Source organism: Flavobacterium sp. GCM10023249 (assembly GCF_042653365.1).
Lineage (GTDB): Bacteria > Bacteroidota > Bacteroidia > Flavobacteriales > Flavobacteriaceae > Flavobacterium.
The window spans coordinates 742,139-765,983 of the sequence record NZ_JBHSHZ010000009.1; the positions used below are offsets into that span (position 1 = coordinate 742,139).

The window sequence follows — 23,845 nt, forward strand, 5'->3', positions numbered from 1 at the left end:
TCATGAACATTCCCAATTGGTTAATCATCTCGGCAGGATTAGGTCAAATATTTACCGCTATGATATACCCGTATATACGACACCGCGTTTTTGATTGGTATACTGACGTTCAAAAACTAAAACCATTAAATCAGGAAATTGCGAAAACTTATGGACGATACATTCAAGGTTTGAATTTTTCTTTCGGAGCTATTACATTATTGTTTACCAATGAATTGAAAGAACAATCGGCGCTTGCGGTTGCTTTGACAGGATTAATTGCTGCGTATTGGGTTGGAAAAGTAGCCACTCAAATTGCCTATTATCCCATGTATGACATTCCAAAAAGAACCTTGTTTAAGATTGGAAGTTACTTCATGAATACCTTGTTCGTCCTTTTTGCGGTAACCAACACCTTGCTTTTCATTCACAATCTGACAGGACATTATAAACTCTTTCAGTCATGAACCTCAACATTGCAGGATATGTTATTTTCCTCATCATCATTAGCTATATCATTCTCGTTGTTGGAAAAATATGCTACCGAAATGGAAATATTTACGTCGCCTCACTAATTCCGGAACACATGGATTTATGCCAACAGATCAACAAAATGCTTTTGATCGGATATTATTTAGTCAACCTAGGTTACAGCGCTATGACCATAGTCAATTGGGAAGCCATTACTTCAATACAGCAATTGGTGGAAATCATAGCGACAAAAACAGCCATTATAGTACTACTCCTTTCGTTGCTTCATTATACAAACATTTTTATACTCACCAATTACATTCAAAAATTAATTAAATAAGAACATTATGGAAACTTCAAAAATTTTAATCGGTTACGCTATCTATTTACCCGTTGTATTTCTACTTACTTTTTATGTTTCACGAACCTTATTCAGAAATGGAAAAATATTCATGCTCGACATATTCAAAGGCCGAGAAGAAATTGCTTTTGCTACCAACAAATTGTTCGAAACTGGTTTTTACTTACTAAACCTTGGATACGCTTTACTGATTTTAGAATTAAGTCTATACCAAGACACTTATCAAAACCTAATCGAAAATTTAAGTTATAAAATTGGTGGTTTTTCAATTTACCTAGCCATTATGATGTTTTTCAATTTGTATCTGTTTTTCAGAGGAAAAAGAAAAGCTAAACAAAATCAAACTACAGAAGTGATTACTTATAAAGCGTAATCATTCAATTAAAATTGCGACTGTCTGAGTTATGACAGTCGCAATATAAACCCTAACAACATGAAAAAAATTGTAATAGTAGCTGGCACAGGTTTTTTAGGTCAAATTCTAGTCGATTATTTCCAAAAAGAAACAACGGAAATCATCATTTTAACAAGAGGAAAGACAAAAACAAAAGGCAACATCAAATTTGTTCATTGGAATGCCAAAACTTTAAACACTTGGCAACAGGAACTAGAAAATGCTGATGCATTGATTAATCTTGCAGGAAAATCGGTCGATTGTCGTTATACGGAAGAAAATAAAGTGGGTATTTTGAATTCTCGAGTTGACACTACCCAATTGTTGAACAAAGCCGTTTTACAATGCAAAAACCCACCCAAAATTTGGCTTAATTCATCAACAGCAACCATTTACAGACACTCCGAAGATAAAAAAATGGACGAATACACCGGTGAAATTGGTGACGATTTCTCTATGAATGTTGCTAAATCATGGGAAAAAGCCTTCTTTGAAACTGAAACACCAAAAACTCAAAAAACAGCATTACGAACTTCTATTGTATTAGGTAAAAGCGGTGGTGCATTCCTTCCAATAAAAAATTTGACTCAGATGGGATTTGGCGGAAAACAAGGAAGCGGGAATCAATTCATCAGTTGGATTCATGAAAAAGATTTTGCCAGAGCCTTAGCATTTATTATTGAAAAGCAAATAACTGGTGTTATCAATATTGTTGCAACAAATCCAGCAAAGAATACCGATTTCATGAGAACATTACGGAAGGCGATGGGAATTCCTTTTGGAACGCCTATTGGAAAGCGATTATTAAAATTTGGCGCAAAACTTATTGGAACAGAAGCTGAGCTAGTATTAAAAAGTAGAAATGTGATTCCTACTCGTTTACAAGAAAATAGATTCAAATATGAATTCGAAAACTTAAATGAGGCTTTCAAAAACTTATTAGAAAATGACTGAAATTATATTATATACAAAAATCAACGCCGCCAAACCAATCGTTTTTGACTTATCCCGAAACATCGATTTCCATCAACAATCGTTATCGCACACATCGGAAAAAGCAATCGCAGGAAGAACTTCCGGTCGAATTGAATTAGGTGAAACCGTTACCTGGAAAGCAAAACATTTTGGGTTCAACCTAACGCACCAAAGTAAAATTACCGAAATGCATTACCCCAATTCCTTTACCGATGAAATGCTAGAGGGAAACTTTGCTTCTTTTGTTCATTATCATTATTTCGAAAGTGATGAAGAAGGAAACACCATTATGATTGATGAACTATTTTATGAAACTCCTTATGGCATAATCGGAAAAATAGTTGACGTTCTTGTTCTCAAAAAATACCTTCAACGGCTAATTGAAAAGAGAAACAAAACCATTAAGAAAGTAGCCGAAAAAAAACAAAGCGGCTCGGTGAAGCCGCTTTGAAATCCAATTAATATATAAACAATCTAAAAAAATTAGAGTCTTACAATTCCTGTAATGTATGGCGCACCATTCAGCGGTTGAAAAATTTCAACAATAGCTTCCCAAACTACTTCTGCTGGAGGCATGCTTGCAATACATTTGTAACGATAATTTGTTCCAGCAACTACTTGCGTAGAAACGGTTTGAGGTGTATAAGTTACTCCTACAAATCCCTTCATTGCTTCTTCAAATACTGCTTTATCTTGTGCTGTTAGTGGATGGTATGCTGTCCATCCTCCTACTACTACTTCCTGGTCGTTTAATAATGTGTTCGTTGACATAATTTAATTTGTTTATTTGATATCCTACTCATATGGCTTTTCAGATTCCGCCTTGTTTTTAAAGTTGTGTCAAACTCAACTTCGACGTCTAAGTAATATTACCACACAAATGTAACAGTAATACAAAAATCAAATCAGCGTATAAATACGTGATTTCAAACACTTAACAAAAAAACAACACGAGTAACCACCAAAACACGGGTACGCTTTCGACCCAAAAAGAAGTATAATAATCAGAACGCTTCGGGTTTGAGAATATCGTAAAAAGAGCCAATACGACAATGAGAATAAAATTGATCCAAAGCTGGCGCACTTGAAAATCCGATTTTAAAAACTCCAACCCATAAAAAGGAATCAATAGCAAAAGGTTCAATCGTTTTGTTTTGTAAACTCCTAATTTTTGCGGCACCGTTTGCAGTGACCATGCATCTTTCTTCAGATCAATAATTTCAAAAATTAGAATTAGAATAATGACCAATAGAAAACGCTGGCAAAATTTCAATCCCACATCTTGATTAATTGGCAAATCAGCATTGATAATAGGCAGTAAAAGAGTAATCCCTGCCCAACAAAAAGCTACAATATAAATTTTAACACCAGCCCAATTTCGGGCGTTACCCAACTTTGGAAAAACAGGAAGCGTATACAAAACTGTTAATCCTAAAAAAAGAACGGTAATCCATTGGGTATGAAATTGCAATTGAAAGAAACAATATCCTGTTGCTACAAAAGAAAGCGCACTCAATAAAACAATGGCTTTTCTTTCCGTAGTCAGTTTGAGTTTTTTAGCCCGGACCAACTCATCGTATTTCACAAAATTATATCCGACAATCGTTCCGAAAAAAGCAAAAGCTGCCATCGGTGCATCATAGGCGATATGGAAGAAATGAAAAGTCATTTGCACCAAAGCATACACCGCCAATGCCACGTGAATACTTCCGTGAATATAAAAATCGAATATTTTTTTCAAAAAACTAATCATTCACGATTTCAACGTTCTGTTTGATTTCAGTACCTTTTTCATCCACTACAGTAATCACATGCCTTCCTGTATTGACCACAACAGGCATTTCATGGAAAGTTTGAGTGGTTCCCTTATATTCTTTATCAATGTACCAAAACAATTTGTAATCCCGGTTACTATGTGCTACTTTTAAGACTACAGGCTGGATTTTTCCTTCGAAATTTTTAGTCAGGTAAATGGTACTGTTTCCTTTAGGATAAATAAAACCCATACTTGCCTGTTGTGCACCCTGACAGTCATTCCTGAAAGGCGGCAATTGCTTATAGTCAATATGAAGGTTCTTATAATACCATTCCATCACCGGAGGCAACACAAACCAACTTTGAGCAACTATATTCTCCACATTTTCGCAAGTGCTGTTCACCCGATATTGTAGTGTCGCATCCAAATGGATTAATTGATGATAGGGACAAGCTTTCGTTTTCTTATCATTTTTAGGAATCAATTGTTCTGTTTTAGGACAATTATCTTGTGCTAAATGCCCACTAAGCGAACAACATTCAACAGTTTCCAGATCATACGAAGGAGCTGTAAACCATTTTTTTCTCGGCAGAAGATTGAATACATCAAATAAAACCGGTGCAGCACTATCAATTCCTGTTAATTCAGGCCGTCCTTCTCCAGAAGCATTACCCACCCAAATGCCAACCACATAATCACTATTGGTTCCGATAGCCCAAGCATCACGATTCCCGAAACTCGTTCCTGTCTTCCATGCAATTTCAAGTGACGAATCATAAAAGCGCCATGCTTCATCCGCCTCCGGGCGATTCACTTCTTTCATGGCATTGTACGTTAAAAAAATAGAACCCGCTCCAAGAATTGGCTTTTCTGAAGTCTCGTCACCAAAATCCTGTTCGAAGTCGTATTGATAATTCAAATCCGAAAATTCATCCTCGCGGTATTTCCCGAAACTCTGAACGTTATAATTCAGTGTCGACGTAAGATTTGCATAAGTTTGACATAAATCCCATAAATTACTTTCGGCTCCACCCAAAATCAACGACAATCCATAATGATCCGGATGCTTATTGATATTTTTCAATTGGAACTGTTGCAGTGTTTCATAAAATTTATGCACACCATGTTCCTGAAGCATTAATACGGAAGGAATATTCAGTGAACGGGATAACGCTCTTTGTGCCGGGACTGCGCCATCAAAAGTCAGATTGAAATTTTGCGGTGAATAACCAGAAATCTGTGTTGGAACATCCGCAACAAGTGTGTTGGGTAAAATTTCACCGTCATCCAGCATCGAAGCAAACAATAAGGGTTTGAGCACACTTCCTGTACTTCTGGGTGCCGAAATGATATCCACATCTTTATCGTGCAGCACATCAGTAGGAGTATTTCCGACATAACTGATCACATTTCTGTTTTTTATATCAATTACCAAAACGGCCATGTTATGCACTTCGTTTTGACTGTACTGACTGTGGTATTGTTTTACAATTTGGTTGATTCTGTTTTGTAATGAAAGATCAACTGTTGTTTTAATTTTTTGTCCTTCATGCTCCAAGGCAACTTTCTCCAACAAATGTGGCGCAATTTGCGGTAACATATAAGGTTTTTGAGGCAATGGTTCCCGCAAAGACAAATCATAAGTCATGGCATCAATGATCCCATTATCCATTAATTTTTTCAGCAATGCATTTCTTTTTTGCAATAGCTTCTCCTGGTTCTTCCCTGGATAAATGAGTCGGGGTGCGTTAGGTAAAACCGCTAATGTGGCACTTTCTGCCCAAGAAAGCTGATGTGGCTGTACACCAAAATACCGCCAGGCCGCCATTTCAACACCCACAACATTTCCACCGAAAGGAGCATGAGCCGCATACAATTCCAAGATCCTTTCCTTGGAATGTCTGAATTCCAATCGGGTGGCCAGAACGATTTCGATAACTTTTTCAAAATACGTTCTTTTTTTATTTTTTCTGGACAAACGGATAACCTGTTGGGTAATCGTACTTCCGCCACGCACTACTTTTCCAGCAGTTCTGTTTTGCTTCACCGCTTTTGCCATGGCAACCGGATTAAATCCGAAATGGTAATTAAAATGTTCGTCCTCAAAATAAATCAGGCATTGTTTGAATTTATCCGGAATGGAATCCTGTTCCGGAAAACGCCATTGTCCGTCACGGGCAATTTTAGCTGCCAACAAATCGCCTTCCTTACTTTCAATTACAGTCGAAAAAGGCTCCACAAATAAAGTCCGTGGTAACGAAAAATAATACGTCAACAGCAATACAAAACCCAAAATAGATTTGATGCGGTTTAATTTTATCCAATTAATTATCCTTACCAGTCGTGGAAAATTATCCAGTTTGATTTTACTGTTCATATTATAAAAACTGACAGGTCCTAAAAACCTGTCAGATACTAAACATTTATTTTACAATTTCAATCCATTGTCCTTTACTTCGAGCAATGAAACTATTATCATACATGGCTTCACATTGTACACCGGGCAAATAATATTTACCCAAATAAGAGGCATTGATCAACATTTTGAAAACACGTGTTTCCCTTGATTTCAATCCGAAATAATAATTGGCTCTATCATCACGGATATCAATAAAATCAGCGAGATTTTCGGTAGCATTACCATAATCCGTGTAGCGCGTATTGACGATTTCAAATCCGGACGGAAGAATCTGGGTTAAAGCAATAGTCGGCACAAACTCTCCTTTTTGGTTTGTTAAAATCACCTCAGCAATCAATTCAGTTCCCTGATTAATTTTACTCACATTAACCACATTGCCTTTTCGGTCTTTGAAAACTACTTTGGCCACCACATTATTGCTCATCACTTTTTCCTGTCCGACAGGAAGGATTCCGCTATTGATCACACGCACAAACAGTGTGTTCTTTTTATTGTTTTTGATAGCCAATTTATTCGCCTTGCCACTTACCGTCAGATTACGTTGGGCAATCGCTTTTGTCGAGGTAATTTTCACTGTTTTTCCACCTGAAGTGAACTGCACATCAATTCCTTTACCTCCGTTGAATTTTGCAAATTTAGCCATCGCATACAATGAATAAGCAGTGGTTTGCGTACTCATCCAATTATCTGAAGACAGATTTTTAGCCAATGTTACAGCCATTGCAAAAGCTTTCTGTTTTTGTCCCAAGAGTATCAACGTTTCTAATGTCATTGCACGGTTTCTATCTTCCGAACCATAGCTGTAATAGTAATAAGGCGAATAACTTTCGGTGATATTGGTTTTAGAAAGCAAAGCCAATCCTGCCGAATTCTGTTTCAAGACCGCGTAAGCCGCTGCCAGTCGTAACTTACTTTCGTTGGAAATCTTTTGCGTTTCTCTTAAACGGTTCATCGAAGCCAAATCAGCCGAACCAGCTAAAGCCAATGTATACAAACGGTACGCTTGTCCTAAATCGCTTTGGTACTGACTTTCATGTCGCCATTGTTTTGCCATTTTCTGCTGGTATGCAATCCACTTTGTTTTAAAGTTCACCGGCAAAGCATAGCCTTTTTTCTCTGCTTCAATCAGGAAGTGACCGGCATAACTCGTTCCCCAATCGTCTGCTTCAGGACTGTCCGGCCAATAACTGAATCCGCCGTTAGCCAACTGGAAGCTGGTCAATCTTTCAATCGCTGCCGAAACATTGCGCTGTATCGATTGTTTTCTGCTGGCATCCAAATCAATAACATCGGTCAGATACAATTGCGGAAATACAGAAGAAGTCGTTTGTTCCACACATCCGTGAGGATATTGAATCAGGTAATCCAGTCTTCTGCCGAAGTCGATCGTTGGGATTGATGATATTTCCACCATTGCTTTATTACTTCCTGCTACGCCAAAGCTATTCCAACTAATTGTTTTACTGGAACCCGAGCCTAAAGTCGCATCGGTAAATGCCGTGGTCACCGGATTAGGATTCATCACATCAATTTCCACATCATACACTGATTTTTCAGAGCCTGAAGTAGCTATAATCTGAATTTTTCCTATTCCAGTTGTATTCCCTACAACCAGATCGAAATACGCCATTTTTTCATCAGGCGAAGCAAAATATACTTTTTGTGTTGCCGGTCCAGCCAGTCTTACCGCACTGTTTGTTTTCACTTGGACGGTTACATTTTTCACATGTTTTTCAGTAGCAAATAAAGTCACCGGAAGTGTTACTTTCTCGGATGGCGATATTTTTCTCGGTAAAGAAGCCAATACCATCAACGGACTTTTCACAGCAGTTGCTTTCTCAGCCATACCATACGCACTGTTTTCTGCATTGGCAGCCACCACCATTGTTTTAACCGATCCGATATATTTCGGTAACTTAATCTGATGTGTTTTCGAATCGCCTTTACCCAGTTTAAAAGGACCAAAGTACATTACGACCGGTTTAAAGCGATTGGCTTTTTTAGCTTGCGCACCTCCGGCATCCTGATCTCCTCCGATACTAAAGATTTGATTTACTTTTCCGCCGTATGCCCCAATAACATTATCATAAATATCCCAGGTACGTACACCCAATGCTTCTCTGGCATAAAAATTATCCCAGGCATTTGGTGTTTTAAATCGGGTTAAATCCAACAAGCCTTCATCAACAACTGCAATAGTATAAGTCATTGCCTTACCGTTTTTCTCACTCACTTTCACCGCCACCTTTTGTTCCGGGCGCAATACATCCGGCATGGAAATTTCAGGTTCCAGAACCGTTTGTTTGTCCACCACACTGATTGGCACAATACCGTACATACGGATTGGCGAATCATTTTTAGTCGAAGCGTGCGGTTGGAGCATCGTTAGATTAATATAGACATTGGGTGTCATATCCGGAGTGATCTCCAAATCAACCTGGGTTTCTCCTTTTTTGGTTTTAGCCCAAAATGCCTTCACCACTCTTGATCCGTTTTCTACCGAAATCAGCGCACGGCCACCCTCACTTGACGGGAAGAAAATTTTAGCTTTTTCCCCTACTGCATACTCCTTTTTATCGGTTGAGAAACGCAGCATTGTTGCTTCTTTTCCTTCCGTATTTTTAGAACGCTCCGACCAATACGGATAATCTAAAAATACTGTTTGTCCCGAAGCGTGTCCGTCGTTAGGATCAATAGCACGAATCAGGTAACGTCCCCAGTCTTGTTCCGGAACTGAAAAATTCAAACTTCCCCTACCCGATGCATCTGTATTGATCACAAATGATTTATAAGTGGTTGTTGATGTTCCGGTGCTGTAACTAGACAAGTTATCTGAAGATTCATCCCACCACCAGCGCGAATCCACTTTATATACTTTTACTTCAAGACCTCTAACCGATTTAGGTCTTCCGTTCTCGCCTAAAGTCACGAACTCATAATGGTTGTTTTTTCCAGTTTCCAGCAATCCGTATTTATTCGGTTCCGGAGCTTTAATACCCACATAAGTTGGATACGGAGAATATTTTACCGAAGAAACATCAGTACTTACATCGCCTCCGTTTTCATATACTTTGGTAATAAATGCGGCATTCAGCATTCCCGGTGCCTGTCCTTGTAAAGAAGGATTGATTGGGAAGCTTACTTTTCCTTCCTGATTGACTTTACCGGAATAGACATTGATTTCTTCCGTAGAGAAATTACGCGTTGGGTCATCAAACACATATTGGTCATACCCTTTGAAAGCGGTTACCTGTTGGGAGAATTTAGCCTGAACTTCCGTTTTTAAATCTTTAGCAACCGCACCATGCATCCACAATACCTGAACTGTGTTCACATTCTTTTTTGATGCCGACAAAACGCCTTCATTGAAACTATTTTTAATTTTTAAACGGTTTGGTTTTATCGTTTCAATTTTCACACTCTTGTAAAACTGTGCACCTCCCACGCTTACCATGGCTTCCCAATTTCCGGTAACGGCTGAACTTTGGGTAATCAATCCGAATTTATAATGATTCAAATCATTTGCTTTCTGAATGGTTTGGTATATGGTTTTACCTGTTGGGTCATTCAATCGGAACTTTATCGGATGATTGGCAGGAATTTTATTCGCTTTATCATTCAGAATAAATGACAAATGGATAGAATCGCCCGGGCGCCAAACCCCTCTTTCTCCATAAATAAAACCTTTTAATCCTTTTTGCAACGTTGCTCCGGAAACATCGAAATTACTCACCGATAGGGAAAGTTCGTCATCCAACTTGACATAAGTACTGTTCTCACCTTTGGTTACAATGGCGAAATACGCATACTTCTTCAAATCAAATTGAGCCATACCATCGCCATCAGTAATCGATACAGCCAATTTTTGCTGTTGGTAATTATATAGTTCCACTTTAACTCCTGCAACCGGATCAGTGCTTACAATGTCGTTCACTGTAATCATCACCGATTTATTATTTCCTCTTTTGGCAATTACCCCTAAATCAGTGGCCAGAATATTAGTCGAAACCTTCGTATTATAATAGTAATAATCGGTACACGGATCTTGACTTTCTCTCCATTCGTAATCCTCTTCGTAGTAATAATCATAATTTCCGCTCCCGCTATAATTTACGTCATCCTCTTCAGCCTCTTCGTCTTCAGCTCCATTATTTTCATCGGTACCCTCCGCACATTTAAACAAAGAATATTTCTTCTTGAATGAAAACTCCACACGATAGATAGCGCCGGGTTCCGGAGTAATTACTTTAGACAAATCAAGTGCATACGTATTCCACTTGGTATAATCCAGCAACTCATTTTGTTTGAGTTCCAGTGTGGATTTAGCCACAGGCTGACTGACCTTCTTGAGGTTATTTGCTCCGTTCAGTTCGTTATCCTGTAAAAACTGAAGAATGTTGTTTTTATAGATTTTATAGATTTTAACGTCAACCTTTTTAAGATTAGCCGCCTCAAAATTGATTTTTAAATTATTGGAACTTGGCAATATTGTTCCGTTTTTAACAAATTTCACTGCCGGATTGATCGGATCAAAATCGATTCTTTTCGAGTAATTCTGATTCATTTCATCACCATAGACATTTTTGATACCCTGAAATACTTCCACCAGTTTATTTCCTGAAACAGCGACCGTATTCGCAACCGGCGGTGTATATTCTTCCTCCTCATATTCTTCGTCGGCAACTGCCTCTACAACAGGTTCTGCAACAGCTGCAGTATCAAGAGCTACTCCAGCAGTATCCACATCCACTGCCGCCGCGGCTTCGGCTGCTGCTTCCACAACGGCTGCTGCTGAATCGACAGCCATAGTTTCCACTTCCGTTGCAGTCACCTCAACAACTTCTTCAGATTGCACCGGAGTCTGGTTGTTGAAATACACTTTCAATACATTCCCCATAGTAGCATATTTCACGTCAGAAGTATTTTCAATGGCTACCAAACCTTTGAAGTCCTGGTCTTTTTTCAGCGGATCGGAAAAATTGATTACCAATGACTGGTTATTTTCATCCCCGATCTTAATATCCATTACTTTAAAATCGCCTTTAGCCGGAATGGCAATCTTCGTTTTACCTTCCGTATCAATGTCTGCATCATCACCATCCCATGCCAGAGTGATATCACTTGCTTCATCAAAGCGTTTGATGCCTTCCACCCTAAATTTGAATTCGGTTGTTGAACTGTTCTCTTTATCAAAAATCACGTTCAAATCATCGCCTTTTTGGCTGCATTCCACTAATTCTTTCACTTCATCAAACTCCAGAAAATCGGCTGTCTTTAAAGTCCCATTCATATAATAGGTTTCTTTGTCAGACGATTGGATATCATCGGTTGTTACCGTAAAATCCTGCTTTATTGTTTTCAGCGAGAAGTTGAACTCGGATAATTCCTTCGGAACATTCGTGATTTTATCTAACTTCAGTGAAACCTGATACAAGGTATTCTGATCTAATTTTTCATTTGGAACAAACGCAATTGTATTGGACGAAAGCGCTATTAATTTTCCACTGACACTGGGTGAAATATCCAACAAATCGCTGTCTAATTCCTGGTTGAGTTTCCAGGCAGGATTGTTAAACGCAAGTTGGACTCTGATATCCGATTTGACGGAAACAAATCCGGACGTAAAAGCCGAAATGTGATTTTTGAAAAGCTCAAAATTGGAATCAAAATCGGCCGCTTTTTTACCACACGAAAAAAGAACGGAAAAAATCAGGAAAAACCCGATAAACCTTGTTAGTTTCATAGAAGATGAAGGTTGTTTTTAAATAATTTTAAGTAGTAAATGTAAGAAGATTTATATGAAATTTAACATTAAAATTAATTTCGTTAAATACTAACTTGTTTTCTAAATAATAGCTACTTTTGTTCCTCAAAAAATCAGATTATTTTAGGTGATTTCCAATGAAGAAGGACATCCTATTCAGCGTAAAATGCTGTTGGAATACATAACTGATTTTAAACACACAACTTTATACATAGCATTTATCAAACAAAATGAGAACAGACGCATTTGCATTAAGACACATTGGTCCAAGGGAAACTGATCTACAACACATGTTTAAAACCATTGGCGTAAAAGATATGAGCCAATTGCTTTATGAGACTTTTCCAGACGGAATTCGTTTAAAAGAAGATATCCAATTAGATCCTGCGCTGACTGAGTATGAGTATTTATCTCACATCACACAGCTAGGATTAAAAAATAAAGTATTCAAATCGTATATCGGTTTGGGTTACCACCCGGCAATTGTTCCGCCGGTAATTCAAAGAAACATTTTTGAAAACCCGGGATGGTACACTGCATATACTCCGTATCAGGCAGAAATTGCACAAGGTCGTTTAGAAGCTTTATTGAATTTCCAGACCACGATCATTGAATTGACCGGAATGGAAATTGCTAACGCTTCGTTATTGGATGAAGGTACTGCTGCAGCAGAAGCGATGGCTTTACTTTTCGACGTAAGAACACGCGATCAAAAGAAAAACAACGTGAGCAAATTCTTCGTGTCAGAAGAAATTTTACCACAAACGTTATCTATTTTACAAACCCGTTCTACTCCATTAAACATCGAATTGGTGGTTGGAAACCACGAAACTTTCGATTTTTCTGCTGATTATTTCGGGGCTATTTTACAATACCCAGGGAAATACGGTCAAGTTCATGACTATTCTCAATTTATTGCTAAAGCGACTGAGAATGAAATTAAAGTGGCTGTAGCTGCGGATATTTTATCTTTGGTAAAATTAACTCCTCCGGGAGAGTTGGGCGCTGCAGTTGTAGTAGGGACAACACAACGCTTCGGAATTCCAATGGGATTTGGCGGACCTCACGCTGGTTTCTTCGCCACTAAAGAAGAATACAAACGTTCAATGCCGGGAAGAATCATCGGTGTATCAATTGACGTTAATGGCAACCGTGCTTTACGTATGGCATTAGGTACACGTGAGCAACATATCAAACGTGAAAAAGCAACTTCAAACATCTGTACAGCTCAGGTATTATTAGCTGTTATGGCAGGTATGTATGCTGTATATCACGGACCAAAAGGTTTACAATACATCGCAAACAAAGTACACGCTTCGGCAGTGACAACTTCAAAAGCATTGGCTTCTTTAGGTATCAACCAAGTGAATACTACTTTCTTCGATACGCTTTTAGTAAAAGCAGATGCAGAAAAAGTGAAAGCGATTGCAGAGAAGAACGAATTCAACTTCTTCTACCCTAACAAAGACTGTGTTTCGATTTCTTTCAATGAAACAACTTCAATTGCCGACATCAACACCATCATTGCTATCTTCTCTGAAGCAGCAGGTAAGTCAGCAGTTCATGTTTCTGAATTGACTTCTGAAATCAATATTCAAAATAACTTAGTAAGAACTTCTACTTTCTTACAACATGACGTATTCAACAACTACCATTCGGAAAGCCAGTTGATGCGTTATATCAAAAAATTAGAACGCAAAGATTTATCGTTAAATCACTCGATGATTTCTTTAGGTTCATGTACGATGAAATTGAACGCTGCCGCAGAAATGTTGCCACTTTCAATGCCGAACTGGAATAGCATTCACCCATTTGCACCGGCTGATCAAGCACAAGGTTATATGACCATGTTGAAAAAACTGGAGCAACAATTGAATGTAGTAACCGGTTTCAAAGGCACTTCATTGCAACCTAACTCGGGAGCACAAGGTGAATATGCCGGTTTAATGGCTATTCGTGCGTACCACATTTCACGTGGTGAAGGTCACAGAAACGTATGTTTGATTCCATCATCGGCTCACGGAACCAATCCGGCTTCGGCAGCGATGGCAGGCATGAAAATCATTGTTACCAAAACCACTCCGGAAGGCAACATCGACGTAGAAGATTTAAAAGCAAGAGCCATTGAACACGCAGCTAATTTATCTTGTTTAATGGTAACCTACCCTTCTACGCATGGGGTTTACGAATCCACAATTATCGAAATTACGCAATTGATCCACGACAATGGTGGATTGGTATATATGGACGGTGCCAACATGAATGCACAAGTAGGTTTAACAAATCCTGCAACTATTGGGGCTGATGTTTGTCACTTGAACTTACACAAAACTTTCGCTATTCCTCACGGTGGTGGCGGACCTGGAGTTGGACCAATCTGCGTGAACGAAAAATTAGTTGACTTCTTACCTACTAACCCGGTGATTGCTACTGGAGGAAAAGACGCTATTTCGGCTATTTCGGCTGCACCATACGGATCGGCTTTAGTATGTTTGATTTCATACGGATACATTACTATGTTAGGTGCTGAAGGCTTACGTTCTTCTACCGAACATGCTATTTTGAATGCGAACTACATGAAAGCACGTTTAGAGGAACACTACCCAGTTTTATATTCTGGTGAGATGGGACGTGCCGCTCACGAAATGATTTTGGATTGTCGCGAATTCAAACAAAACGGAATCGAAGTGGGTGATATCGCAAAACGTTTAATGGATTATGGTTTCCACGCTCCAACGGTTTCTTTCCCGGTAGCAGGAACTTTAATGGTAGAACCAACTGAATCGGAAGATTTGGCTGAACTAGACCGTTTTTGTGATGCCATGATTTCAATTCGTAAAGAAATTGCAGAAGCTAGTGCCGAAAATCCAAACAATCCTTTAAAAAATGCACCGCATACATTAGCGATGCTTACTTCAGATACTTGGGATTTACCATACACAAGAGAAAAAGCGGCGTATCCATTGGATTACATCGCAGACAATAAATTCTGGCCTACGGTTCGTCGTGTAGATGATGCTTACGGCGACAGGAACTTGGTGTGCTCATGCGCTCCAATTGAGGCTTACATTGAAAATTAATATGAGGAAACAATTAATATCGTTTTACATGATTTTACTAAACTCTTTGTTTTGCTTTTCGCAAAGCAAAGAGTTTTCCTATTTACCGGCAAATAAAGATTCTTTAAACAATTACATCAAATCGGCCGCAGCAGAGAAAATAGTAAAACTTGGAGATAAGAACAGAAAAGACATCAAAAAAATTGTTGAAGAACGAAGAGACAATTTCATCAAATCCATAGAAGATAGCACCTATATTTTTGATAAGAAAATCAACAATTACCTAAAAGGGATTCTGTCGGAGATTTACCAAAAAAACAACATAAAAGACGCGAAGAAATTTTATTTTCTTATCGACAAGTCACCCATCCCTAATGCGGCATGCTACGGGAACGGAATTTTTTCGATCAATCTTGGTTTATTCAATCTGATTGATAGCGATGACGAATTGGCTTTCATCATTGCGCATGAGATTGCACATTATCAGTTGGACCACAACGACAGCAGTCTGTTAAAGTATATTGAAACAATGAATTCGAAGGATTTCAAATCGAAAGTAAAACAAATCGACCGTCAGGAATACGGCAAAAGAAAAGCTTTTTACGATTTGATAACCGGTTTGAATTACAATTTTTTACGACGCAGTAGAAAAGCAGAAACACAAGCCGACTCCTTAGGTTTAGCATTATTCAACAAAACAAAATACGACAAAAAGGCCAGTGTGAGTGCGTTGAAAAAATTAGAGAAAATCGACGAGATAATTTTCAATGAAGATCCGTTAATCAAACAACATTTTAATTTTGAGGAGTATCCATTCAAAGAAGCATGGCTAAACAAAGAAGAAAACCTATTCGATTTGAAAGAAACGGCGGATGATTATGCGATGCACAAAGACTCCTTAAAAACGCATCCTGATATTCCGATTCGTATTGAGCAGTTGAACGCTTTATTGAAATCCGAAGCCAATGGAACGGCGGCAATGTCTGACAACCTGCGTGAAATCAAAAGTATTAGTGCCAAAAATAGCATCCTGATATTTATAGACGATTCGAAAATTGACTTGGCATTGTATCAAACCATGATATTATTCAATCGAAAAGAAATCGACCAAGAACGCTATACCTTTTTGATTGCCGATTTACTAAAACGTACTTACGATAGTAAACTTAAACATTCATTCGGAAAGTATGTCGATCCGGTAAGTCCATTCTCAGAAGAGAAACACCTCAACGAAGTACGTACCTTTCTACATAATCTGGAAGTTAAAAACGTACGCAAACTAGGACATTCCTTCTGTTCCAAAAACAAGGAATTGATGAAAAACAATCCGGAGTTTGCCAAAATAGAGCAATTTTTTAAAAACCTAAATATTTAATCTTAATTCAATGAAAAACAAATTCTTAGCATTGGTGATAAGCTTATTATCACTAACAGCTTTTTCTCAAACCAGCAAAATTGGCGGGGTAAACAATTTCATCCTTAGAAATTCAGGAGCGATTTTAGATAAAAATAAGGATGTAGACGGCTATTACTTCTACTACCTTGTAGACAAGTTAAAAAAAGGAGAAGCTGAATTTGCTATTCAAATTTTAGACAAAAACTTAAACGAGGTTGCTAAAAAATCGTACGTAGACAACAAGAACACGTTCTTAATGACAAGTAGCTTTAACAACCAAGCTATGATGTTTGCAATGGCTAATTTCAAAGACAGAGAAATCAGTCTACTTAGCTTTGACAAAGGAGCTAACGCAAAAGAAACCGTTAAAATTCCTTTGGAGAAAAAAGAAATTGCGTACTTGCAATTGGCACAACAAACAGGAGACTTCAACGTATTGTTCCCAGTTGACAATAAAGGATTCCTTTTCAACAAATTTGAAGACAACAAAAAAATCGGTTACTCTTTGAAATACTACCCTACTGATGGTGGTAAAGCTTGGGAATTCAATTCACCTGAAGAATCAAAAGAAATTTTGGCAATCAACCCTATTGAAGTAAACGACAAAGTAGTAGTTGCATTGGAAACTTCAAAACCAGGTTTGCTTTCTAGAAAAATTACTTTACGTACGAAAGTAATCGATGTAAATACCGGTAAATTATTATTCGAAAAAGAATACAGCAAAAACGCAAAACCAAGATTGATCAACAATGCGTTCTTGGATGCGAACAACAATGTGGTATTAATGGGAGAATACTTCAAAGAAGGTGACAACATTTTCGCTGACAAAAGCTTAGGTTTATTTACAGAAGTAATCGATGTAACTGGAAAAACCATCAAAGAAAACTTCACAAGCTGGGCGAATGACGTAAGCAAAATTTTCAAAACTGAAAAAAGCTTTATCGATGACAAAGGATATGTATACTTCCACAACATCGTAAAAACTAACAATAACGAGTACTATGCTATTGGTGAGTTCTACAAAAGAACTGCAAGTGCAATGGGTATTGCTGGTGCTATGTTAGGTGGTGGAAATACAGTAACTCAAATTACAATTACGAACTCGGTAGTATTCAAATTCAACTCTGATTTCAAATTGACTTCAATCAAAGAATTCGAAAAAGGAAAATCAAGAGCGCCAAGTTTATCTGATTTCGGTAGCCCACAATTGAATGCTCACGCATTGAAAAACTACGGTGCATTCGATTATACCTTTACGCAGTTAGACAAAGCGAATGATAGATTCTACGCTAACTTCATCGATTACGAAAGATTAAAAGGAGAGAAAAACAAATTGGCTTTCAAAACAATCATCTATGATGAAGGTCAATTAACAGAAGACAAAATCTACCTTACTACTGACAACAAGTTCTTCAGAACTTTACCAGCAAAAGTAGGAAGCGTTTTATTGTTAGAATACGACAAGAAAAACAAAGAGATCAGCTTACACATGGAAAAGTTGAACATCAACTAATACGAAAAGGACTCCGTTGGAGTCCTTTTTTTTTTTATCCTCTTTACTCCCATTTTGTTCAAAAAAACAGTGCTTATGCATCCACTAGAGAAGTAAACAATCCGAGCTTTTCCTTATTTTTACATCATGAAAGACATAGAAAATCAAGACGACCTCTACTTGCTTGTAGATGAATTTTATAAAAAACTATTGACTGACCCAAGTATTAGCTACATTTTTACGGATGTAGTCAAAATTAAAATTCAGGAGCACCTTCCCATTTTGGTTACGTTTTGGTCACAAGCCATTTTAGGCACCGGAGGCTACACCCGCAATCTAACTGATATCCATTTGGACATTGACAAAAAAGAGCATTTGACACCGGAATTGTTTCAAATTTGGTTGGGCCATTTCAATACTACGGTCGATACCTTTTTCAAAGGAGCAAAAGCCGAGCAAATCAAAACACAGGCATTGAGCATTGCAACTATAATGCAAATCAAGATCATAAACAATAAAAAAGGCTAACCAATGGTTAGCCTTTTTTACTACTCTTTAATAATTTTCTTCATTGTCTTTTTCCCTTCAGAAGTAATTTCCACTGTATAATACCCTTTTGCTAATTTTTCGACATTCAGTTCATCAATTGAATCCGCAACCTGTAAAACCTTTTTCCCCGAAACATCATAAACAACTACATTATCTATCGTCGCATTGTTTGAAGATGAAAAACGCAACACTTCTTGCACAGGATTGGGATACACTTGAAAATTCAAATTCGTATTAAAATCTGCCGCATCCAATACCGCAGGACAAGCCACTGCAGTAATTGTACTTTTTTGTACTGTTGTATTATCGCCCAATTGCCCCACATGATTTTGACCTGTACCGTGTAAAGTTCCATCATTTTTCAGCACCAATAGCGAATAAATATTTAATCCAATATTAGAAGAATAATCAGAACCACTTAATGGTACAGTTAAAGCAGTTGTATTAAGACCTAATCCATTTTGCCCATAGGTATTTAAGCCGTAAGTCCAAATAGAACCATCGGGTTTAACTCCTACAAAATTTTTATCGGTTACTTTTACATTTGCCCAAACATGTGAAGGATACAACTGCATAAATGTAACTGAAGTAAATGCAGAATTTGGAATCATCCCAGCCAAGAACAATGTACCATCATCTTTAATAGCGACAGACGAATTAGTACCAGCCTCAATTTTAATGAAATTATTAGTTCCTGGAACTAAATAAGGAGCATCTTGATTAATAACATTTCCATTACCTATTTGCGAATAGTCATTGTTCCCCCAAGTATACACATTACCGTTGTTTTTTAATAAAACCACATGAAATCTACCCGCCTCAACATCTTTATTGTCTGTTGATACGCCTAATTGTGTTGGAATAGCATATCCACCGCCTAAACCGTTCCCCATTTGTCCATAAGTATCAATACCCCAAACCCATATTGTTCCATCTGTTTTTAATCCAATCGAAAACGTTTCGCCACCCGAAACTTTAGCCCAATTCGTAGCCGTACCAATTTGCATGGGCTGATGAACTTCCGCAAAACCACCATAACCCAATCTATTATTTGCACCTTGACCCCAACCCCACAAAGTGCCATCCGCTTTGATAGCAAAAGAATGATAATATCCGGCATGAACGCTTACCCAATCAGTTGCTGTTCCAATCTGAACCGGTTGTGTTCGATTGATAATTGTACCATCTCCTAATTGCCCGGCATTGTTGTATCCCCAAGACCATAACGTCCCGTTGGAAGCCAATGCAAGAGTGTGATACATACCCGAATCAATTTTTTGCCAACATTGTGCAGACCCACTCAATGCCGATAAAAACAGAAGTAAAAATAATTTTGTTTTCATAGTTGTTCCTTTTATTGAACCAAAAGTAGGATTACCTATTAGGTTCTTTTTATGACAACTTCTGAAACCACTTTATGGATTGCTGAAATTTATTGTAAGTCCTGAAGCAAATTCACCAACATCTCTTTTCGCTCTTTTGAAACCGGAATCCGCTCACCGTTTTCCATTTCAATATAAGTCCCGTCCTTTTTGACCAACTTCTGAAGGTATTTGAGATTCACCAAATACGAGCGATGCGGTTTGTAGAACAACTCTTTGTTTTCGAGTAAATCGGTAAAATATTTCATGGGCTTACTGATCAGGATGGTTTTACCATTTTGCAAAAAGAAATTGGTATACATCCCATCGGCTTCGAGATAACAAATTTCATCCGTTTTCACGAATAATACGCCTTCATCAACCGGTAGTGCAATTTTATTGAATTTCTCAGTAGTCAAAGCATATTTCAACTCCAATAATCGTTGTTGCAATTGATTTTGGTCGATTTTCTGCACTACTTTCTGCACTGTTTCCTGCACTTTATTCGGGCGCAATGGTTTCAACAGATAATCGATAGCCGAGAATTCAAACGCCTGAATGGCAAATTCACTATAAGCCGTTGCAAAAACCAATTCGAAACCCACCTCTTTCACATCGATAAAATCAAACAACTCCAAACCCGAATGTTCCGGCATTTCGATATCCAGAAAAACCAATTCGAAAGTATGGTTTTTAATCAGTCCTATGCCTTCCAATAAATTTTGGGCCAAATGAATTTCGGTTACTTCCGGACAATATTCTTCCAAAATGGTCTTAAGTAGCAACCTTGCTTTATTTTCATCATCAATAATCAACACTTTCATATCCTATTTATTTATGGGAATCCTTACTACGATTGTTGTTCCGGAGGGAGCGCCTTCAGCATCCTTTACATCGATAATTTCCAACGCCATCTTTTTAGCTTCATTTTGATTGATGAGTTGGAATCGGTCAACGCTGGCCTGAGTGGCAAACGATTTGTGTTTTTTATTTTTTGTAATTTCAAGACTCTTTTCACGACCAACACCATTATCGGAAATTCGGCAAACCACCTCATCTTCACCCAACTTCTCAAAAGAAACTACAAGTTGCTTCTCCCCTTTTTTATGTAGCAAACCGTGTTTGATTGCGTTTTCCACAAACGGTTGAATAAGGAAAGAAGGAATTTCAATCTGGTGTACTTCCAGTTTTGGATCTATTTTGATTTCGTACTCAAAATCATCATCAAAGCGCAGTTTCTCGAGTTTAAGGTACAACTTCAGTGTTTCCAATTCCTCATGCAGTACAATTTTATCTTCCTGACTGTGCTGAAGGTAACTCCGCATCAAATCGGCAAAATCACCCAAATAATTAGACGCCTGTTCTTTTTTATTCTGCAAAATAAATTCCTGAATACTATTGAGCGCATTGAACATAAAATGTGGATTCATTTGCGCGTTCAACGCGGCAAGTTTGGACTTATTAATCTCTTTGCTGTATTTTTCCCGATCAATTTGAATTTGGGATTTTTGCAAAAGATAATTCACCCGCAGACGATACAACAAAAACAAACCCAAAACCACCAAACACATTGCAGGCAAAAGGAACTGCCACTTTTTCCAGAAGACAGGTTCAATCTCAAAACCAAATCGTTGTTCTTTCGAAAAATTAATACCATCCGTCAGTTGCACAATAAAAGTATACTTTCCTGCAGGCAATTTGGCATAGATTGCTTTGTTATCCTGAAAGCCAACCTTTCGCCACTCTTCATCATAACCTTCTAATCGATACCGATAATTCAAGTTGCGTTTATCCAGGAACGTGATCGTATGAAAATTAAATTCCAGTGTATTTTCATCTGAAGAAAGTTGAGTAGTACCCATCTCCCATTGAGAACCATTGACCAACAGTTGGTTTATAAAAATATCCGGCAACGCTTTGTGATTTTCGATGGTATTAAAATTGAAACACTGCAAGCCTTTGGAAGAAACCACATATACCAGATTCTCCATGACTTCGAAATCAAGAATCGTGTTCGATAGCAAACCTTCCGCTTTGGTAAAATTTACACCATTTTTAAAATCGGCAGTAAAACGTTGCAAGCCTTCATTCGAAGCCACATATACATAAGGAGCATTGTAATGGATTTTGGTTACGCGATCGGACACTAACTTTTGTTTTGTTGTAAGATGTCGTAGTAATTTTTGATCCCGAAATACATAAATACCCGTATTGGATGCCACCCAAACCTGATTATTGAAACCCACTATCCCATTACTAAAAATAGGCTGTCCATTGTACTCCACCTTACTGAATTTACCTTTGTACCTTTTTTCTAAACCAGTAGAAGAAGACAGCCAAAGCACACCATTTGGTTCATCATTATACAAGCCGTAGGTACGAGTGGAATAACCCAGTGTATGATTCTTGTTTTTCGGATTTAGTAAAAATAATCCGGAGCGTGTAACATAGAAAACGGAATCGTTCTTTTGGTTTTCAAAAACGCCGTATTTATGGAAATCATTTTTAAGAACTTCTTTCTTGAGTTCGGCATCAAAAACACGATCGTTTACGAACATCTTTTCCGATTTTGGGGCGTATTCCAAAAACTCAACCTTATTAAAATCGCAACGCAGCAACGAAATAGCTCCCTTTTTCAATTGGAATACCCTTCCGGAAGTTCCTCCAAAAAAAACCAGATTCCCTTTTTTGGTAATTTGGCTCAGGTCGTCGTGTTCGAGTATCGATGCGTTCGAATAATCGGTCACCTCCATATTAGGAATCAGTACAATTCCTTTACCAAATGTACAAAGCCATACATTCCCTTCCCGGTCTTCAAGGTAGGACGAAATAAAGAAATCACTGAATAATTTACTATTATTGAACAGTGGAGTACCGTTCGACTGAAAACAATACACCCCATTTTTAGATCCCGCGAGCCAAACCAAATCTTTGTGTTCCCCTATCAAAGGTCGGTAGGTGACCGATTGGTTTTCAGGCATGGCAAATGCAATGGTTTTCAATTGTCGTTCGGTTTGAAGAATGGCTTTGTTCGACAGGTTCGCAAAATAGAGGAAGCCCTTCCCCTTTTTGTAGTAGGCATGGTTTTGAATTAACGAAAGCTTGGGAATGGCAACCGTCCCTTTTTTTATTCTTCCATCATGCCATTGGAATTGAAACCCCTCATTCCAGAAAAATATACTCGCTTTTTCATCTTGTGTAAGTTTTTCGGCAATATCCTCTTTGAAATCAAAAATGACTTCAAATTTTGTTTTCTTCCTATTGAAACGAATGAGATCTTTACAAGAAACAACCAATTGGTTCTGATTGTCAAATGCCACAAACATACTACCGGAAATCAATCGTTCCGGAATCTGGCAAAAAACTTTCAACGTATTATTTTCAACCGTCAAAACTTGTCCACTCAAATTATGGCAATAAATTTTACCCGTGCGATCCTGTGTCAACCCGAACAAAGATTGGTCTTTTATTTCTTGCATCGGAAGCAAGGTAAAAACAGTACCATCATAAGCAAATAAACCAGTATTGGTAGAAAGCCAAACCGTATTGTCTTTTCCCTGCAATGCACTATAAATGTTTACGCCCGCCAATTCATCATCACCAATAATGTAATGAGAAGGCTGTTGCGCAAAGCAAAACCACGTGAATAAGAGAAAAAAACATCGAATTAACATATCGAGTCAAATTTAGGACATACCACTTATAAATTAAACACCACTTTGTGAAAGCTGCGTTTGAACTTCTGAAACCAATTGTAAACCTATTGTTTAATCTGAAAAAAAAACGCCAAATAAAAACAGCATCGATAATTTTATAACTTTTTATTTGGATTTTTAATAAAAATAAATAAAATAAGCCGTATTACTGCC

At 37.9% G+C, this 23,845-nt stretch carries 16 protein-coding genes; 9 read left to right on the forward strand and 7 right to left on the reverse strand.

The genetic code is table 11. The features are described from left to right. Positions 1–2 precede the first annotated feature (2 nt). From ACFO7M_RS10160 to ACFO7M_RS10180, 5 genes are read left to right on the forward strand one after another with little or no spacing between them, the layout of a single operon-like run. Positions 3–446: a hypothetical protein gene (locus tag ACFO7M_RS10160; protein WP_379714872.1), complete on the forward strand. Its 444-nt coding sequence runs from the start codon at positions 3–5 to the stop codon at positions 444–446. Beyond that, a complete protein-coding gene (locus ACFO7M_RS10165) occupies positions 443–790 on the forward strand; it encodes a hypothetical protein (protein ID WP_379735453.1) in 348 nt (115 codons plus the stop codon). Before ACFO7M_RS10160 ends, ACFO7M_RS10165 begins: the two co-directional genes overlap by 4 nt. Before the next feature lie 7 nt (positions 791–797). After that, positions 798–1,184, forward strand: a complete 387-nt coding sequence (locus ACFO7M_RS10170) for a hypothetical protein (RefSeq protein ID WP_379714876.1) — start codon at positions 798–800, stop codon at positions 1,182–1,184. Between the two features lie 60 nt (positions 1,185–1,244). Further along, positions 1,245–2,159: a TIGR01777 family oxidoreductase gene (locus ACFO7M_RS10175; protein ID WP_379735454.1), complete on the forward strand. Its 915-nt coding sequence runs from the start codon at positions 1,245–1,247 to the stop codon at positions 2,157–2,159. Continuing rightward, positions 2,152–2,631, forward strand: coding sequence for an SRPBCC family protein (locus ACFO7M_RS10180; protein WP_379735456.1), 480 nt, complete (start codon positions 2,152–2,154; stop codon positions 2,629–2,631). The genes ACFO7M_RS10175 and ACFO7M_RS10180 overlap by 8 nt, the downstream gene beginning before the upstream one ends. 32 nt (positions 2,632–2,663) lie before the next feature. Here ACFO7M_RS10180 and ACFO7M_RS10185 read toward each other — a convergent pair whose 3' ends face one another. The 4 genes from ACFO7M_RS10185 to ACFO7M_RS10200 form a co-directional block, all read right to left on the reverse strand. Beyond that, positions 2,664–2,951 carry a hypothetical protein gene (locus tag ACFO7M_RS10185; protein WP_379714882.1) on the reverse strand — a complete coding sequence of 96 codons (288 nt, stop codon included), beginning with the start codon at positions 2,949–2,951 and terminating at the stop codon, positions 2,664–2,666. 163 nt (positions 2,952–3,114) lie between these two features. Beyond that, positions 3,115–3,921, reverse strand: coding sequence for a hypothetical protein (locus tag ACFO7M_RS10190; RefSeq protein ID WP_379735458.1), 807 nt, complete (start codon positions 3,919–3,921; stop codon positions 3,115–3,117). 4 nt (positions 3,922–3,925) lie between these two features. Further along, the gene (gene pbpC, locus ACFO7M_RS10195) at positions 3,926–6,313 is read right to left on the reverse strand and encodes a penicillin-binding protein 1C (RefSeq protein ID WP_379735460.1); all 2,388 of its coding nucleotides are present in this window, start codon (positions 6,311–6,313) and stop codon (positions 3,926–3,928) included. A gap of 46 nt (positions 6,314–6,359) precedes the next feature. After that, positions 6,360–12,098: an alpha-2-macroglobulin family protein gene (locus ACFO7M_RS10200; protein ID WP_379735462.1), complete on the reverse strand. Its 5,739-nt coding sequence runs from the start codon at positions 12,096–12,098 to the stop codon at positions 6,360–6,362. A 251-nt stretch (positions 12,099–12,349) separates the two neighbouring features. On the opposite strand from ACFO7M_RS10200, the gene gcvP reads away from it, so the two are divergent. The 4 genes from gcvP (at position 12,350) to ACFO7M_RS10220 (ending at position 18,594) form a co-directional block, all read left to right on the forward strand. Then, positions 12,350–15,199: an aminomethyl-transferring glycine dehydrogenase gene (gene gcvP / locus ACFO7M_RS10205; protein WP_379714890.1), complete on the forward strand. Its 2,850-nt coding sequence runs from the start codon at positions 12,350–12,352 to the stop codon at positions 15,197–15,199. Positions 15,200–15,227: 28 nt separating this feature from the next. Then, entirely contained in the window at positions 15,228–16,553 is a 1,326-nt protein-coding gene (locus ACFO7M_RS10210; protein WP_379735464.1) for a M48 family metallopeptidase, read from the forward strand. 10 nt (positions 16,554–16,563) lie between these two features. Beyond that, entirely contained in the window at positions 16,564–18,087 is a 1,524-nt protein-coding gene (locus tag ACFO7M_RS10215) for a DUF6770 family protein (protein ID WP_379714894.1), read from the forward strand. 126 nt (positions 18,088–18,213) lie between these two features. Next, a complete protein-coding gene (locus ACFO7M_RS10220) occupies positions 18,214–18,594 on the forward strand; it encodes a group III truncated hemoglobin (protein ID WP_379735466.1) in 381 nt (126 codons plus the stop codon). A gap of 20 nt (positions 18,595–18,614) precedes the next feature. Here ACFO7M_RS10220 and ACFO7M_RS10225 read toward each other — a convergent pair whose 3' ends face one another. The 3 genes from ACFO7M_RS10225 to ACFO7M_RS10235 form a co-directional block, all read right to left on the reverse strand. Further along, entirely contained in the window at positions 18,615–19,958 is a 1,344-nt protein-coding gene (locus ACFO7M_RS10225; protein WP_379735468.1) for a T9SS type A sorting domain-containing protein, read from the reverse strand. Positions 19,959–20,047: 89 nt separating this feature from the next. Next, positions 20,048–20,800, reverse strand: coding sequence for a LytR/AlgR family response regulator transcription factor (locus ACFO7M_RS10230; protein WP_379735470.1), 753 nt, complete (start codon positions 20,798–20,800; stop codon positions 20,048–20,050). Positions 20,801–20,803: 3 nt separating this feature from the next. Continuing rightward, positions 20,804–23,650, reverse strand: coding sequence for a sensor histidine kinase (locus tag ACFO7M_RS10235; protein ID WP_379735472.1), 2,847 nt, complete (start codon positions 23,648–23,650; stop codon positions 20,804–20,806). Between the last annotated feature and the right edge of the window lie 195 nt (positions 23,651–23,845).

Excerpts from the sequence above, each read along its gene's own strand:
- ACFO7M_RS10180 (WP_379735456.1), top strand. The coding sequence starts at position 2,152 with ATGACTGAAATTATATTATATACAAAAATCAACGCCGCCAAACCAATC.
- gcvP (WP_379714890.1), top strand. The coding sequence starts at position 12,350 with ATGAGAACAGACGCATTTGCATTAAGACACATTGGTCCAAGGGAAACT.
- ACFO7M_RS10160 (WP_379714872.1), top strand. The coding sequence starts at position 3 with ATGAACATTCCCAATTGGTTAATCATCTCGGCAGGATTAGGTCAAATA.
- ACFO7M_RS10215 (WP_379714894.1), top strand. The coding sequence starts at position 16,564 with ATGAAAAACAAATTCTTAGCATTGGTGATAAGCTTATTATCACTAACA.
- ACFO7M_RS10185 (WP_379714882.1), bottom strand. The coding sequence starts at position 2,951 with ATGTCAACGAACACATTATTAAACGACCAGGAAGTAGTAGTAGGAGGA.
- ACFO7M_RS10220 (WP_379735466.1), top strand. The coding sequence starts at position 18,214 with ATGAAAGACATAGAAAATCAAGACGACCTCTACTTGCTTGTAGATGAA.
- ACFO7M_RS10230 (WP_379735470.1), bottom strand. The coding sequence starts at position 20,800 with ATGAAAGTGTTGATTATTGATGATGAAAATAAAGCAAGGTTGCTACTT.
- ACFO7M_RS10175 (WP_379735454.1), top strand. The coding sequence starts at position 1,245 with ATGAAAAAAATTGTAATAGTAGCTGGCACAGGTTTTTTAGGTCAAATT.
- ACFO7M_RS10225 (WP_379735468.1), bottom strand. The coding sequence starts at position 19,958 with ATGAAAACAAAATTATTTTTACTTCTGTTTTTATCGGCATTGAGTGGG.
- ACFO7M_RS10210 (WP_379735464.1), top strand. The coding sequence starts at position 15,228 with ATGATTTTACTAAACTCTTTGTTTTGCTTTTCGCAAAGCAAAGAGTTT.
- ACFO7M_RS10165 (WP_379735453.1), top strand. The coding sequence starts at position 443 with ATGAACCTCAACATTGCAGGATATGTTATTTTCCTCATCATCATTAGC.
- ACFO7M_RS10170 (WP_379714876.1), top strand. The coding sequence starts at position 798 with ATGGAAACTTCAAAAATTTTAATCGGTTACGCTATCTATTTACCCGTT.
- ACFO7M_RS10200 (WP_379735462.1), bottom strand. The coding sequence starts at position 12,098 with ATGAAACTAACAAGGTTTATCGGGTTTTTCCTGATTTTTTCCGTTCTT.
- pbpC (WP_379735460.1), bottom strand. The coding sequence starts at position 6,313 with ATGAACAGTAAAATCAAACTGGATAATTTTCCACGACTGGTAAGGATA.
- ACFO7M_RS10235 (WP_379735472.1), bottom strand. The coding sequence starts at position 23,650 with ATGTTAATTCGATGTTTTTTTCTCTTATTCACGTGGTTTTGCTTTGCG.